At 70.7% G+C, this 14907-nt stretch carries 14 protein-coding genes and 1 other RNA gene; 7 read left to right on the forward strand and 8 right to left on the reverse strand.

Annotation, left to right across the window (positions count from 1 at the left end):
• Position 1 precedes the first annotated feature (1 nt).
• From ACF1AJ_RS02435 to rnpB, 4 genes are all read left to right on the forward strand, one after another.
• The gene (locus ACF1AJ_RS02435) at positions 2-2254 is read left to right on the forward strand and encodes a purine-cytosine permease family protein (RefSeq protein ID WP_391505978.1); all 2253 of its coding nucleotides are present in this window, start codon (positions 2-4) and stop codon (positions 2252-2254) included.
• 100 nt (positions 2255-2354) lie between these two features.
• Positions 2355-3173: a Nif3-like dinuclear metal center hexameric protein gene (locus ACF1AJ_RS02440; protein WP_391505979.1), complete on the forward strand. Its 819-nt coding sequence runs from the start codon at positions 2355-2357 to the stop codon at positions 3171-3173.
• Positions 3174-3201: 28 nt separating this feature from the next.
• Positions 3202-3936 (forward strand): zinc ribbon domain-containing protein, encoded by a 735-nt coding sequence (locus ACF1AJ_RS02445; protein WP_391505980.1) that lies wholly within the window; start codon positions 3202-3204, stop codon positions 3934-3936.
• 77 nt (positions 3937-4013) lie between these two features.
• An RNA gene (rnpB, locus tag ACF1AJ_RS02450) (RNase P RNA component class A) lies at positions 4014-4381 on the forward strand.
• 69 nt (positions 4382-4450) lie between these two features.
• On the opposite strand, the gene ACF1AJ_RS02455 is transcribed toward rnpB, so the two are convergent.
• The 4 genes from ACF1AJ_RS02455 to ACF1AJ_RS02470 are packed head-to-tail and all read right to left on the reverse strand — an operon-like array spanning position 4451 to position 9203.
• The gene (locus tag ACF1AJ_RS02455; RefSeq protein WP_391505981.1) at positions 4451-5158 is read right to left on the reverse strand and encodes a response regulator; all 708 of its coding nucleotides are present in this window, start codon (positions 5156-5158) and stop codon (positions 4451-4453) included.
• Positions 5155-7719 (reverse strand): ATP-binding protein, encoded by a 2565-nt coding sequence (locus ACF1AJ_RS02460; RefSeq protein WP_391505982.1) that lies wholly within the window; start codon positions 7717-7719, stop codon positions 5155-5157. Before ACF1AJ_RS02460 ends, ACF1AJ_RS02455 begins: the two co-directional genes overlap by 4 nt.
• A 6-nt stretch (positions 7720-7725) precedes the next feature.
• Complete coding sequence (gene ppgK, locus ACF1AJ_RS02465; RefSeq protein ID WP_391505983.1) at positions 7726-8559, reverse strand: polyphosphate--glucose phosphotransferase; 834 nt, start codon at positions 8557-8559, stop codon at positions 7726-7728.
• A gap of 26 nt (positions 8560-8585) precedes the next feature.
• Entirely contained in the window at positions 8586-9203 is a 618-nt protein-coding gene (locus ACF1AJ_RS02470) for a TetR/AcrR family transcriptional regulator (protein WP_391505984.1), read from the reverse strand.
• Positions 9204-9269: 66 nt separating this feature from the next.
• Between ACF1AJ_RS02470 and ACF1AJ_RS02475 the strand changes: the two genes are divergently transcribed.
• Positions 9270-10706, forward strand: a complete 1437-nt coding sequence (locus ACF1AJ_RS02475; protein WP_391505985.1) for an MDR family MFS transporter — start codon at positions 9270-9272, stop codon at positions 10704-10706.
• A gap of 60 nt (positions 10707-10766) precedes the next feature.
• On the opposite strand, the gene map is transcribed toward ACF1AJ_RS02475, so the two are convergent.
• Positions 10767-11633 carry a type I methionyl aminopeptidase gene (map, locus tag ACF1AJ_RS02480; protein ID WP_391505986.1) on the reverse strand — a complete coding sequence of 289 codons (867 nt, stop codon included), beginning with the start codon at positions 11631-11633 and terminating at the stop codon, positions 10767-10769.
• A 12-nt stretch (positions 11634-11645) separates the two neighbouring features.
• On the opposite strand from map, the gene ACF1AJ_RS02485 reads away from it, so the two are divergent.
• A complete protein-coding gene (locus ACF1AJ_RS02485) occupies positions 11646-11855 on the forward strand; it encodes an SPOR domain-containing protein (RefSeq protein WP_018191320.1) in 210 nt (69 codons plus the stop codon).
• A gap of 70 nt (positions 11856-11925) precedes the next feature.
• On the opposite strand, the gene panB is transcribed toward ACF1AJ_RS02485, so the two are convergent.
• Genes panB through ACF1AJ_RS02500 form a run of 3 tightly spaced genes read right to left on the reverse strand, consistent with a single transcriptional unit; the run spans position 11926 to position 13462 of the window.
• Complete coding sequence (gene panB / locus ACF1AJ_RS02490; RefSeq protein ID WP_391505987.1) at positions 11926-12777, reverse strand: 3-methyl-2-oxobutanoate hydroxymethyltransferase; 852 nt, start codon at positions 12775-12777, stop codon at positions 11926-11928.
• 41 nt (positions 12778-12818) lie between these two features.
• The gene (locus ACF1AJ_RS02495) at positions 12819-13205 is read right to left on the reverse strand and encodes a type II toxin-antitoxin system VapC family toxin (RefSeq protein ID WP_043742455.1); all 387 of its coding nucleotides are present in this window, start codon (positions 13203-13205) and stop codon (positions 12819-12821) included.
• Complete coding sequence (locus ACF1AJ_RS02500) at positions 13202-13462, reverse strand: hypothetical protein (RefSeq protein ID WP_391505988.1); 261 nt, start codon at positions 13460-13462, stop codon at positions 13202-13204. Before ACF1AJ_RS02500 ends, ACF1AJ_RS02495 begins: the two co-directional genes overlap by 4 nt.
• Positions 13463-13563: 101 nt before the next feature.
• Here ACF1AJ_RS02500 and glnA point away from each other — a divergent pair, with 101 nt between their 5' ends.
• Positions 13564-14901, forward strand: coding sequence for a type I glutamate--ammonia ligase (gene glnA, locus ACF1AJ_RS02505; protein WP_309860187.1), 1338 nt, complete (start codon positions 13564-13566; stop codon positions 14899-14901).
• Positions 14902-14907 lie beyond the last annotated feature (6 nt).

A 14907-nucleotide genomic window follows, 5' to 3' on the forward strand; every position in this document is an offset into this window, starting at 1 on the left:
CATGGACCGGGGAGCGGCCGATCGGCACAGCGACGACGAGCTGGCGAGCGTGCTCGAGGAAGAGGTCGCGCGCATCACGTCCGCCATCCCGATCATCCTTCCCGAGGCGCTCCGCGGGGGCGCGGAGGAGGCGTCCGACGGCGGGGCGCCCGACGAGGTCAGACCCGATGATGTGGCGCCCGCGGAAGTGGATGTCGACACAGGCGGTGCCGATGTCGCCGACGATGACGAAGGCGAGTGGACGGGGCCGCCGACGCAGGCGATCAGCTTCGACGACCTGCCCGTTCGCCGGGAGCCGACTGGGCCCGAGCCGACCTTCAGCCCGTGGGTGGCGACGGCCGCGATCCCGATCCAGCGCAGTGAGCCGGAGTCGGTGGCGGAGTCGGTGACGCGGGAGGCGCATCCCACCGGCGCTCACGCCCTGCCGGTCGGCGAGCGCGAGCCGGAGGACGGCGATGAGGGGCACCGGCCGGGGCGGCATGCGTCGGCGCCCGCCGAAGCCGAGCCGGAGCCGGAGCCGGAACCCGTCGCGGCCGTCGCCCCGCCCACCTATCCACCGCTCGCGCGGGCGGAGCCACTCGGTCTGGTGCCGGAGGAGTTGGCGCCGCGGGACTCGGAACCGGTTCCCCTCGTCCCGGTGGTGACGGCGGTCGCTCCCGCTGCGCCTCCGGTCGAGTCCGAGGGGGTCGCGTCGGAGACCGACACCGACGACTCGACCGGCGCCGACCTCCCCGCTCCCGTGGCCGCGTCGGTAGCCGCGACGGCGACTCCGTCGGCTACCGGCGAGGTGTCCACTCCCGAAGCCCCCGCGAAGCGCCGTCCCGGGGTCTTCGTCCCGGAGGCCGCCGACCTCGAACCGACGGCCGTCGAGCGCCGCGTCGGACGCGCCTCCCGGATGTTCTGGCTCTGGTTCGCCGGCACCTCCTCGCTCATCAGCGTGGGGGTCGGCGCGACCCTCTTCGTGCTCGGGCTGAGCCTGCGCCAGCTGCTCGTCGCGACCCTCGTCGGCGTCGCGCTCTCGTTCCTGCCGCTCGGCCTCGGCACGCTCGCCGGGAAGTGGAGCGGCCAGCCGACGCTGGTCGTCTCCCGCGCGTCGTTCGGACTCCGCGGCAACATTATCCCGACGGTGCTCGCGCTGGTCGTGAAGCTGTTCTGGGGGTCGGTCCTGCTCTGGCTGGCGGGCTCCGCGGCCGGGTCGCTCACGGTCGCAGAGCAGTGGCCGGGGGATGCGGTGCTCGCGACCTCCGCGGGGCTGGCGGTCACGATCCTGGTCGCCGTCGCCGTCGCCTACTTCGGATACGCCCTCGTCGCGCGCGTGCAACTGGTGCTGACCATCGCCTCCGCCGTGCTCATCGCCCTGATGGTGGCGGCGACCTGGCGGCACGTGGATGTGTCGCGGGCGCTCGCCGTGCCCGACGCGCTGTGGACGCACGTGGTCACGGGGGCCGTCATCGTGTTCAGCTACGTCGGGCTGGCGTGGGCGATGAGCAGCGCCGAGGTCGCGCGCTACCAGCGGCCGCTGTCATCCGGTGGTGCGGCGATGCTGTGGGCGACGTTCGGCGCGGGCGTGCCTCCGCTGCTGCTCGTGTCGTACGGCGGACTGCTGGCCGCATCCGATCCCGGGCTGGCGGGGGAACTCGCGCGCGACCCGGTGGCGGGCCTCGTGCAGCTCGGACTTCCCGCGTGGTACCCGCTGCCGCTGCTGCTCGCCGTGGGGCTGTCGCTCGTCTCGGCACTCGTGCTGACCGTGTACTCAGCCGGTTTCACCCTCGACGCGCTGGGCGTCAAGCTCGGGCGCCGGTGGAGCACGCTGATCGCCGGTGCGGCGATCGCGGCGGTCGGCATCGTGCTGGCCGCGACGGTGACCGACCTGTCCGCCGTCATCCGTGGCGTCCCGACTGCCCTCTCCGTGCCGGTCGCCGCGTGGGTCGGCGTGTTCTCGGGCGAGATGATGCTCCGCACGCGCCGCTTCCACCAGGCGTCGCTGCTCGCTCGCGGCGGCGTCTACCCGGACTGGCGGTGGATCAATGTGGGCCTGTTGGTGGCCGGAACGGCGGTCGGGTGGGGAACGATCAGCTCACCGTTGCCCTGGCTGGCGTGGGAGGGATATCTCTTCCGTCTCGTCGGCATCGACCCGAATGCGGGCATCGGCGCCAGCAACATCGGGGTGGTCATCGCCCTCGTCATCGGGATGTTGGGAGTGCTGGTGAGCGCCGTTCCGGCTGTGCGGCGGCAGGAGCTGGCGGCGGCGTGACGCGACGGGGGATTCCGTCCACAGCGCGACGCGTGGTCGCGTTCTCCACACCTTCGGCTCGTCCGGTGCCGTTCGGACCGCATCCCGTAGGCTGATCGACATGCCTCACACCCTCGCCTCCGTCCGCGACACCATCGAGCGGCTCTGGCCGCTCGCCGGTGCCGAGAGCTGGGATGCGCCGGGGCTCGTGACGGGTGATCCGGCCGCTTCGATCGAGCGCATCCTGCTGTCTGTGGACGCGGTCGCGGCGACCGTGGACGAGGCGGTGGAGCTCGACGCCGACCTGCTGATCGCCCATCATCCGCTTCTGCTGCGGGGAGTCACCAGCATCGCGGAGGACCGGTACAAGGGCGCGCTGCTCGCCCGGCTGATCCGCGGCGGCGTCGCCCTGTACGCCGCGCACACCACGGCAGACGTGGTCGCCGACGGCACCAGCGACGTCCTCGCCACGCGGCTGGGGCTCCGCGACACGCGCCCGATCTCACCGGCGGCCGACGGCACGACGGGCATCGGGCGCGTCGGCGACCTCGCGCAGCCGACGACGCTCGGGCAGCTCGCTCGCGCGCTCGCCGACATCCTCCCGCCGACGGCCGGGGGAGTCCGGGCCGCCGGCGACTACCACCAGCCGGTCACCCGCGTCGCCCTCTGCGGCGGAGCGGGCGACTCCCTGCTCGGCAGCGACGCCGTGCGGGATGCCGACGTCTACATCACCGCCGACCTGCGGCACCATCCCGCCTCCGAAGCACGCGAGCAATCGGCGCTCGGCGGCGGCCCCGCCCTCCTCGACGTCTCCCACTGGGCGAGCGAGTGGCTCTGGCTCGACACCGCCGCCGATCAGCTGCGCGCCGCGCTGCCCGGGGTGGAGGTCGTCGTCAGCGAGCTCCGCACCGACCCCTGGGATTTCGTCATCCTGCAATGACCACCTCGCATGAAGGAAGCACCACACCGTGAAAGCCAGCCCCGCCGACCAGAACGAGCTCCTGCGCCTCCAGGCGGCCGACACCCGCCTGGCGCAGCTCGCCCACGCCACCAAGAACCTGCCGCAGGCGGCCGAGCTGCTGAAGCTTCAGCCCGAGGTGGAGGCTCTTCGTGCGCGGTGGATCGCCGCCACCGGAGAGCTGGAAGACGCCCGGGCGGAGCTCAAGCGCATCGAGTCCGACGTCCAGATCGTCGACGCGCGGGCGAAGCGCGACTCCGACCGCGTGCAGCAGTCGGCCTCGATGAAAGACGTCCAGGCGCTCGAGGCAGAGCTCGCGTCGCTCGCCAAACGCAAGAACGACCTCGAAGAGATCGAGCTGACCGTCATGCAGCGCGTCGAAGACCTGGAGCAGGCGCTCGCCGGGGTGGAGGCGGAGCGTGCCGAGCTGAACGGCCGCGTCGCCGCGCTCGAAGGCGAACGCGATGAAGAGGCCGGCAAGCTGGAGGCGCAGCGAACGGCGCTCGCGAAAGACCGGGCCGCCATCGCTGAGACGCTCCCGGCCGACCTGATCGAGCTGTACGAGCGCCAGCGCACGCGCTACGGCATCGGCGCCGCCGCGCTCATCCGCGGCGTCTCCATGGGCTCCAACGTGAAGCTGACAGAGTCGGACCTGTCCGACATCCGCCGCGCTGCGGCCGACGACGTGGTGCTCTGCCCCGACAGCGGCGCCATCCTGGTGCGCGGGGAGGACTCAGGGCTCTGACGTGGGGCACTGTCGTGGGGCACTGACCTCGGCACGGCGAGTGACCTCAGGCCCCTGCGCTATCGTTGAGCGCGGAATGGGTCGGCAAGACGGTCGCGTCGGTCCGCGAGAGCGGGCCGCCGAGGAACGTCCGGGCTCCGCAGAGCAGGGCGGTGGGTAACACCCACCCGGGGCAACCCGCGAGAAAGTGCAACAGAAAGCAGACCGCCGCAGGCTTCGGCCCGCGGTAAGGGTGAAACGGTGGTGTAAGAGACCACCAGCGGCCGGGGTGACCCGGCCGGCTGGGTAAACCTCGCCCGGAGCAAGGTCGGACAGGGGACCATGAGGCTGCTCGTCTCGTCCCCGGGTAGACCGCTGGAGGGCGGCGGCAACGTCGTCCCGAGATAGATGGCCGTCCGCGGTGCTCGCACCGTGACAGAACCCGGCGTATCAGCCGGCCCATTCCCTCACGAGATTCGTGCCGAATGTGCGCTTTCGGGCGCTCGAAACGCACATTCGTGCCGAATGTGCGGCGTCAGGGCGCGTCGGTGTCGGCGCCGTCGGGCGTGAAGCGGTAGCCCATCCCGGGTTCCGTCAGCAGGTAGCGCGGCCGCGACGGCTCGGGCTCCAGCTTCTTCCGCAGCTGCGACAGGTACAGTCGCAGATAGCCGGTGTCGGTCGTGTACTGCGGACCCCACACCTGGGTCAGCAGGGATTGGCGCGTCACCAGCCGCCGCGGATTCCGCAGCAGCACCTCCAAAATCTGCCACTCCGTCGGCGTGAGCCGCACCGCGCGGGTCCCGTCCCCGTCCCGCCGGGTCACCTGACGCGCCGCGAGGTCCACCGTCACGTCGCCGAACGTGATGACCGGTTCGTCCGTCGTCGTGCTCTGCCGCCGGGTGAGGGCGCGGATGCGCGCGAGCAGCTCGTCCGCCGCGAACGGCTTCGTGACGTAGTCGTCGGCGCCGGCGTCGAGGGCGTCGACTTTGTCGGCGGAGCCCGTGCGGCCGGAAACAACGAGGATGGGTACGCTCGACCAGCCGCGGAGCCCTTCGATGACCTCGATGCCGTTGAGCTCCGGCATGCCCAGGTCGAGCATCACCAGGTCGGGATGCTGGTCGACGGCCACGCTGAGCGCCTCCGCCCCGCTGCGCGCGGTGAGCACCTGATAGCCCCGGGCGGTGAGCAGGATGCGCAGCGCGCGCAGGATCTGCGGGTCGTCGTCGGCGATGAGGATCTTCACGCGTCCGCCTCCCGTGCCGCGGGCAGGGAGACGACCATGGTGAGTCCGCCGCCGGGTGTGTCCTCCGCTTCGAGCGTGCCGCCCATCCCTTCGACGAACCCCTTCGACAGGGCGAGCCCGAGGCCGATGCCCGCCTCGTTGTCGGTGTCGGAGAGCCGCTGGAACGGCGCGAAGACCGCCTCTCGACGCTCGGCGGGGATGCCCGGTCCGCGGTCGATCACGCGCAGCTCGACCGTCCCGGCGAACTCGCTGGCGGAGAGCACCGGCCGCGCGTCTGGTGGGCTGTACCGGAGGGCGTTGCCGAGCAGGTTCACGATGACGCGCTGGAGCAGGACGCCGTCGGTCAGCATCGGCGGCACGTGGGCGCCGAGGTCCAGCTCGACGTCGCCGGGGCCGGCGCCGAGCTCGTCGAGCGCGGGAAGCACCACGTCATCCACTTCGGTCGGAGCCAGCGACACCGCCAGCGCGCCGGCCTGCACGCGGCTGGCGTCGAGCAGGTCCGTGACGAGCGATGCGAGACCGTGGAGGCTGTCCTCCGCGGTCTCCAGCAGCGCCTCCCGGTCGTCGTCGCCGAGCGCGAGGTCCGACTGGCGCAGGGTGGTCACCGCGGCGGTCGCGGCGGCGAGCGGTCGGCGGAGGTCGTGCCCGACCGCGGCCAGCAGTGCGCTGCGCACACGGTCGGCTTCGGCGAGTGGCGCGAGCTCTGCGGCCGTGGCGGTGAGGCGGCGGTGTTCGAGCGCGGCCTCCAGTTGCGCGACGATGGCCGACAACAGTCGGCGGTCGCTCGCCTCCAGGTCGCGTCCGTACAGCTCCAGCGTCGCGATCTCGTGCGGCCCCGACGAGGGCGACGTGCGGCCGGTCGTCGCGCCTCGCTCGTCGCCCGCCGCCGGCCCGACCGGGATGCGCTGCACCGGTTGCGACGCGTCCGCTTCGCCGTCCTCGGCCACGATGGACTCCGCGCGCTCCTGCCCGGTGACCACGAGCCGCACGGCGCTCAGCCCGAACGCCTCCCGGGTGCGAGCGACCAGCGCCTGCAGCGCATCCTCGCCGCGGATCACCCCGCCGGCGACCGTGGCCAGCAGTTCCGCCTCCGCTGCTGCCCGGATCGCCGCACGGCTGCGGCGCGCCGCCTGGTCGACCACCAGGCTGACGAGCGCCGCGATGACGACGAAGAGGATGAGCGCGAGGAGGTGCAGGGGCTCGCCCACGGTGATCGTGTAGAGCGGATCCACGAAGAAGAAGTCGAGCGTCAGCCCCGAGAGCAGTGCCGCGAAGAGCGCCGGCCAGATCCCTCCGACGAGGGCGACGAGCACGACGAGCAGCTGGTAGCTGAGCACATCCGCCGTCATCGACTCGCCCGACCGCACGCTGGTGAGCAGCAGGGTCAGCAGAGGGCCGCCGATCAGGGCGAGGGCGAATCCATACACCCGGCGCCGCACGGTCAGCCCTCCGCGCGGACGCGGCAGGGAGAACCGCCCGCCGGCGCGGGCATGCGACACGATGTGAACGTCGATGTCGCCGGACTCGCGGATCACGGTCGCGCCGATGCCCGGACCGGTCAGCAGGGCCGCGAGCCGGCTGCGGCGGGAGACGCCGATCACCAGCTGGGTCGCGCTCTCGCCGCGGGCGAACTCGACCAGGGCGCGCGGGATGTCGTCGCCGACCACCTGGTGATAGCTGCCGCCGAGCTGCTCCACGAGCGCGCGCTGCGCCGCGAGGACGCCGGGCTCCGCCTCGCGGAGGCCGTCCTGGCTGGTGACGTGCACGGCGAGCAGTTCGCCGCCGGCGCTCCGTGCGGCGATGCGCGCTCCGCGGCGGAGCAGCGTCTCACCTTCCGGGCCGCCGGTGAGCGCCACGACGACGCGCTCGCGCGCCTCCCAGGTGCCGGCGATCCCGTGCTCGGCGCGGTACTGCAGCAGCGCGTTGTCGACCTCGTCGGCGAGCCACAGCAGGGCCAGCTCGCGCAAGGCGGTCAGGTTGCCGAGGCGGAAGTAGTTCGACAGGGCCGCATCCACCCGAGCCGCCGGGTACACGAGACCGTCCGCCAGCCGGTCGCGCAGCGCCTGCGGCGCCAGGTCGACGAGTTCGATGCGATCCGCACGCCGCAGCACGGCATCCGGGATGGTCTCGCGCTGCGGAACACCGGTGATCTGCTCGACCACGTCGTTCAGCGACTCGATGTGCTGGATGTTGACGGTCGAGATCACGTCGATCCCCGCCTCCAGCAGGGTCTCGACGTCCTGCCAGCGTTTCTCATGCTCCGACCCGGGAGCGTTCGTGTGCGCGAGTTCGTCGACCAGGGCGACGCTGGGGTCGCGGCGCAGGACCGCATCCAGGTCGAGCTCGGTAAGCGTCACCCCGCGGTGATCGACGCTGCGCCGGGCCACGACCTCGAGCGTGTCGACGAGAGCGGCGGTGGCCGCTCGGTCGTGCGTCTCCACGATCGCAACGACGACGTCCTTCCCGAGCGCGCGGAGCCGTTCGCCTTCTTCGAGCATGGCGAACGTCTTGCCCACGCCCGGGGCGGCTCCCAGCATCACCCGGAGGCGACCCCGCGGCATGGGGTGTTACGCCGGGGTCGGCGCAGGAGCGTCCTGGGGCGTCCCGGCCTCCGCGCTGCGGCCGCGCTCGCCGGCGTCGCGGCGCTCGTTGCGGATGGTCAGCGCGGCGGCCCCGAGGATGCCCGCGTTGTTGCGGTGCACGGCGGGGACGATCGGGGTCTTCAGCTTCAGCAGCGGGAGGAATTCCTCGTAGTGCTTCGAGACTCCGCCGCCCACGATGAAGAGGTCGGGCGTGAACAGGAACTCGACGGTCGAGTAGTACTTCTGTAGGCGCTTGGCCCACTTCTCCCAGCTGAGGTCCTCGCGTTCCTTGGCGGAGTACGCGGCGCGCGACTCGGCGTCGTGGCCGTCGATCTCGAGGTGGCCGAGCTCGGCGTTCGGGATGAGGATGCCGTCGTAGATCAGCGCGGACCCGATGCCCGTGCCCAGCGTGGTCATGATGACCAGCCCGTCCTTGCCCTTCGCCGCACCGAAGCGGGTCTCGGCGTATCCGGCCGCATCGGCGTCGTTGACGAAGTGGATGTCGCGACCGAGCGCCTTCTCGAACAGGTCCTCGGCGTGCAGCCCGATCCAGTCCTTCGCGACGTTGGCGGCCGAGAGGGTGACCCCGTGGCTGACGATCGCGGGGAAGCAGACGCCGACGGGCGCATCCGGCTCTTCCTGGGCCAGCCGGTCGACGATCTCTTTCGTGGTCTCGACGATGTCGTCCGGCTTGCCACCCTCCGGGGTGGGCAGCTTAACCCGGTCGCTGACGAGCTCGCCGGTCGACAGGTCGACCAGGCCTCCCTTGATGCCGGTTCCGCCGATGTCGATGCCGATCGCGTGCTTCTGCGAAGTCATGCCTCGAATCTACCGCGCCGCGAACCTCACCGCTCGCCGGGGCTCCTCCGACGGGTCGCCAGTGCGAGCGGGAGGAACGCATCGTCGACGAACGACTCGAGGGTCGCATCATCGGCCGGGGTGAGCCGCATGAGCATCTCGTGGCGGACGAGGGTCAGCGGGAGGTCGGCGACGACGGGGGAGAGCCGGGCGAGGTCGATCTCACCCCGGGCGTCCGCGCGTTCGAGGATGGCGCCGAGCTGGGTCGGCTGGTCGCCGATCAGGCGTTCGCGGAGGCCCGCGATGCCCCCGTCGGCCTCGGTGACGACGCCGGAGAACCGTAGGAGCACCTCCGTTACCAGTCCGCGGCGCCGGGTGTTCATCTGGCGCAGCAGGTCGAGCGTGTCCTCGCGCAGACTGCCGTGGTCGGGCACCTGGATCGGTTCGGCGGCGAAGTGGTGGCGGATCGCCGCGAGTGCCAGATCGCTGCGCGTCGCCCAGCGGCGGGCGAGGACCGGGCGGCTGGTGCCGGCCCGGGCGGCGACAGCCTCCATGGTGAGGGCGGCGAAGCCGTGCTCGTTGAGCTCGTCCCAGGCGGCGTCGAGTAGCGCGCTCTCGAGGGCTGCTCCGCGGCGTCGACGACCACCGGTCTCTTTAGAGTCCATTTGCGCATCTTATCCGATCGTCGTACGATCTCGTTAAGATACAGATGCGCATCTTAAGGAGCGGACATGGCGAACAAGCTGGATCGGGCGGTCGTGCGGACGGCGACCGCACTCGTCATCGGCGCATTGGCGGTGGTCTTCGACACGACCATCCTCAGCGTCGCCCTGCACACGCTGGCGAGCGACCTGCACACGACGGTCGCGCGGATCCAGTGGGTGACCACCGGCTATCTGCTCGCACTCGCCGCGACCGTGCCGCTGTCTGCGTGGTGCCTGGCGCGGTGGGGCGGCAAGCGCGTGTGGATGGTGGCGCTGGCGACCTTCCTCGCCGGCTCGGTGCTCTCGGGCCTGGCCTGGAACGCGGACTCCCTCATCGCGTTCCGCGTGCTCCAGGGCATCGGCGGCGGTCTCATGCTGCCCGTCATGACGACGATGGTGATGGAGGTGGCCGGCGGCCGTCAGCTCGGCCGCGTCTCGGCGGTGATCGGGCTCCCGGCGATGGCCGGCCCGATCCTCGGACCGGTCATCGGCGGGCTCATCCTCGCGCTCGGCGACTGGCGCTGGGTGTTCTGGGTCAACATCCCGTTCTCGGTCGCCGGTCTCCTGCTGGCCTGGCGGATGCTGCCGTCGGACCGCGGCCGTGACCCGAAGCGCAGCCTCGACCTGATCGGCGTGCTGCTGCTGGTGCCCGGGCTCGCCGGACTGCTGCTCGGCCTGTCCGACTCGGTGCTGGACGGCGGGTTCGCGCGGCTCGACGCGTGGCTGCCGTTGATAGTGGGCGCGGCCCTCGTCGCCGCCTTCGTGTTCTGGGCACTGCGGCGGAAGGGAGCCGCGCTGGTGGATGTGCGACTGCTGCGGGTCCGCTCGGTCTGGTCGGCATCCACTCTCCTGTTCCTCTCCAGTGTCGCCCTCTACGGCGCGATGCTGCTGCTGCCGCTGTTCTGGCAGCAGGCACGGGGGACGGATGCGCTCGGCGCCGGCCTGCTGCTCGTGCCGCAGGGGCTCGGGACGCTGGCATGCCGTCCGATCGCCGGTCGGCTCATCGACCGCATCGGTGCCCGGTGGATCGCGGTGGCCGGGTTCGCGGTGGTCGCGGTGGCGACCATCCCGTTCGCGCTCGGTCCGACGTCGGCGGCGGATCCGCTGCTGCTGGTCGCCCTGTTCGTGCGCGGGTTCGGGCTCGGCGCGATCACGATGCCGCTCATGGTGGCCTCGTACCAGGGGCTCGCAGGGGAGCAGATCGCGCACTCCAGCATCCTGACTCGGACGGCGCAGCAGCTGGGAGGGTCGTTCGGTACCGCGCTGTTCGCGGTGCTGCTGCAGGCGGCTGTCCAGGGTGGCGCGTCCGTGTCGGCAGCCTTCGACACCGCCTTCTGGGTGGCGACGGCGGCGACGGTGCTCGGGGTGGGGATCGCGTTCGCGCTGCCGTCTCCCGCGCGGGCCGCGGCCGCCCCCGCGCCCGTCGCGCCCGAGCCCACCCCCGCACACTCCAACAATTCCTGACTTTTTCGGCCGGAATCAGCCGTCAGGGGTGAAAAACTCCGGAGCTGTCGGCGTGGGATCTCAGGGGAGCGTGAGGATCTCGGCGCCGCGCTCGGTCACGACGAGCGTGTGCTCGAACTGGGCGGTGATGCTCCGGTCGCGGGTCACCACCGTCCAGTCGTCGGCCCACATCTCCCACTCGTGCGTGCCGAGGGTGAGCATCGGCTCGATGGTGAACACCATCCCCGGCTCCATCACGTCGTCGTGGGCGGGCGCCGAGTCGTAGTGCGGGATGATCAGGCCGGAGTGGAAAGCAGCGCCGACGCCGTGACCGGTGAAGTCGCGGACCACTCCGTAGCCGAAGCGCTTGGCGTACGACTCGATCGCCCGGCCGATGACGTTGACCTGCCGCCCGGGGGCGACGGCCTTGATCCCGCGACCCAGGGCTTCGCGGGTGCGCTCGACAAGACCGGCGACCTCGTCGGAGGCGGTGCCGGCGATGAAGGTCTGGTTGCTGTCGCCGTGGAAGCCGTTCTTGTAGGCGGTGATGTCGATGTTGACGATGTCGCCGTCCTCGATCACCGTGTCGTCCGGAATGCCGTGGCAGATGACCTCGTTGACCGAGCTGCAGATCGACTTCGGGTAGCCGCGGTAGCCGAGCGTCGACGGGTAGGCGTCGTGGGCGAGCAGGAACTCGTGCCCGATCGCATCCAGCTCCTCCGTCGTCACGCCGGGGCGGACGGCCTCGCCGACGCGTTCGATCGCCTGCGCGGCGATGCGCCCGGCCTCGCGAATGAGCTCCACCTCGTCGGGCGTGTACACATCACCGCGGGTGTACGGAGCGGGCCCGGGACGGCCGACGTATTCGGGGTGCGCGATCCGGCTCGGCACGGGCCGCATCGGGGTGACGCGACCGGGGATCAGGTGACCGGCGGAATCCTTAGGCATACGATCAACCTTATGACGAGCGACGAGTACGGCATCAAGCAGGACGCCGAGCACAAGTACTGGTACAACATGAAGACCGGCGAGGTGGAGCAGGGTTTCCTGTCACCCGCGCCGAACCGCGTCGGCCCGTTCGACACCCGCGACGAGGCCGAGCACGCCCTCGAGAAGCTGCGCGAGAACTCCGCGAAGTGGGCCGAGGAGGACGCCGAGGACGGTCGCTAGACCCGCGACGGTCGGCCGCCCTGCCGCGGCCGGCCGCGCCGCGGCGCCGACGTGCGGGAGCCGGTGACCGCTAGAAGCTGTGCTCCTCCGTCGGGAACGTCCGCTCCTGGACATCCGCCTTGTACGCGCGCGCCGCATCCGACAGCACGGTCTTGATGTCGGCGTACTGCTTCACGAAACGCGGCACGCGGCCCGTCGTGAAGCCCGCCCAGTCCGTCCACACGAGCAGCTGGCCGTCCACGTGCGGCCCTGCACCGACTCCGATCGTCGGGATGCGCAGCTCGGCCGTCACGCGCTTGGCCACCTCGGCCGGCACCATCTCCAGGACGACCGCGAACGCGCCGGCCTCCTCGACGGCGTGCGCGTCGGCGAGCAGGTCGTCGGCCGCCTGGCCGCGTCCCTGCACGAGGTGACCCCCGAGGCCGTGCTCGCTCTGCGGAGTGAAGCCGATGTGCGCCATGACGGGGATGCCCGCGTCGACGATCCGGCGGATCTGCTCGGCGCTGCGCCGGCCTCCCTCGAGCTTGACCGCGTGCGCGCCCGTCTCCTTCATGAAGCGGACCGCGGTGTGCAGCGCCTCAAGCGGGCCGGTCTCGTACGAGCCGAACGGCATGTCCGCGACGACGAACGCACGCTTGACCGCGCCGGCGACCGCACGCGTCAGGGGAATGAGGTCGTCGACCGTCACCGGAAGCGTCGTGTCGTAGCCGAGCACGTTGTTGCCGGCAGAATCGCCGACGAGGAGGAAGTCGATCCCCGCCTCGTCGAAGATCTGGGCGGTGAGCATGTCGTAGCTGGTCAGGCCGGTGAACGGCGCCCCCTCCTCCTTCGCCGCCTGGAAGTGGCGGGTACGCACCCGTTTCAGCGACTGCATCGACGAGGTCGCGGGATGGACGGAGGGCACCGGTGACTGCTCACTCATGCGGCTCAGTCTAGTGACGGCGCGCAGAGGTGTCCGGCGGCTCAGGCGGATATGGGTTCGTGGAGTCCACGCTTCCGCGCTGCGGCAGCAAGCCGCTTGTCGAAGGTCACCAGTGGGATGTCGTTGTCAACGGCCAGGCCGAGCGCGCAAGCGTCCATCTCGCTCAGTCCGTCAGCGATTTGCAGCTGGGCGAGCAAGAGCGGGCCTTGCTCCGAGAGGTGCGTCGATACCACTCCGAGCCGCCGCAAGTCTTCGAATGCCTCGACCGCCAGGTGTGCCTTGTGAGGACGGATGAGTGCCTCCGCGAAATTCACGGGGTGGACGAGAAAGGCGCGCTCTGATTCGAATACCTTCTTTGATGCAGCGTGGTGTTCGTCTTTCGGATTGAGCAGTCCGATGAGCACGCTCGCATCGAGAACCAAGGTCACTCTGGCCGGCCGTCTCGAGCGCCCGAGGGGCTTTCGGTGAAAGCATGCGCGTAGCGCGCGCTGATGCGATCGAGTTCGGCCAGCCGATCGTCCGCTTGCTTCCTCTGATCGGCCCGAAGGGCGTGCTCGCCCAGCTCGACCAGATGCAGGAGCAGCTTGCTATCCGATTCGCCAGGCCACCTCTCCCGCGCAGTCTCCAGTGCATGGGCGACGGTCGGCGTATGTGTCACTTGAGTGCGGAGCAATGTGGTCGGCATGACAGAAGTGTCGCACCTACATTTCAGGTGTTGCACCGACGCGTGCGGGGTGACGCTGCCCGTCAGCCACTAGTCTGGACACGGCCGAGGAAAGGGGCAGGATGGACAAGCAGCGCGACTTCGTTCTTCGCACGATCGAGGAGCGTGGCGTCAAGTTCGTGAGGCTGTGGTTCACGGATGTTGTGGGCACCCTGAAGTCCGTCGCGATCGCCCCGGCCGAGGTCGAGGGCGCGTTCAGCGAGGGGCTCGGCTTCGACGGCTCCGCGATCGAGGGCCTCACCCGCGCCTACGAGTCCGACCTGCTCGCGCTTCCGGACGCGACGACCTTCCAGATCCTCCCGTGGCGGGGCGAGGTCGACCCGACCGCGCGCATGTTCTGCGACATCACGACGCCGGACGGGCAGCCCGCCGTCTCCGACCCGCGGAACGTGCTCAAGCGCACGCTGGAGAAGGCGGCCGACCGCGGCTTCACCTTCTACACGCATCCCGAGATCGAGTTCTACCTGCTCAAGTCGTCGTCTTTCGGCACCGAGGGCCCGGAGCCCGTCGACTCGGCCGGCTACTTCGACAACGTCCCCGGCGGCACCGCCCACGACTTCCGCCGCCGCTCGGTGCGCATGCTCGAAGACCTCGGCATCTCCGTCGAGTTCAGCCACCACGAGGCGGGCCCCGGCCAGAACGAGATCGACCTCCGCTACGCGGACGCGCTCACCACGGCCGACAACATCATGACGTTCCGCACGGTCATCAAGGAGGTGGCCATCGAGCAGGGCGTGTACGCCACCTTCATGCCGAAGCCGCTCTCCGGCCACCCGGGATCCGGGATGCACACCCACATGTCGCTCTTCGAGGGCGACACCAACGCCTTCTTCGAGCCGGGCGCGCAGTACCAGCTGTCCAAGATCGGGCGCCAGTTCATCGCGGGCCTCCTGCGCCACGCGCCGGAGATCACCGCGGTCACCAACCAGTTCGTGAACTCGTACAAGCGCCTGTGGGGCGGGGACGAGGCGCCCAGCTTCGTCAGCTGGGGCCACAACAACCGGTCGGCGCTGGTCCGCGTGCCGCTGTACAAGCCGAGCAAGGGCCAGAGCTCGCGCGTCGAGTACCGGGCGATCGACTCGGCCGCGAACCCCTACCTCGCGTTCTCGCTGCTGCTCGCCGCCGGACTCAAGGGCATCGAGGGCCAGTACGAGCTGCCGCCGGAGGCGGAGGACAATGTCTGGGCACTCTCCGACGGGGAGCGACGCGCCCTCGGCTACAACCAGCTCCCGGCGAGCCTCGACCACGCCATCTCGCTGATGGAGGACTCGGAGCTTGTCGCCGAGACGCTCGGCGAGCAGGCCTTCAACTACGTGCTGCTCAACAAGCGCAAGGAGTGGGCCGAGTACCGAGCGCAGGTCACCCCGTACGAGCTGCGATCCAACCTCGAGATCCTCTGACCCCTT

Source organism: Leifsonia sp. NPDC014704, from assembly GCF_043083605.1.
Classification (GTDB): Bacteria; Actinomycetota; Actinomycetes; order Actinomycetales; family Microbacteriaceae; genus Leifsonia.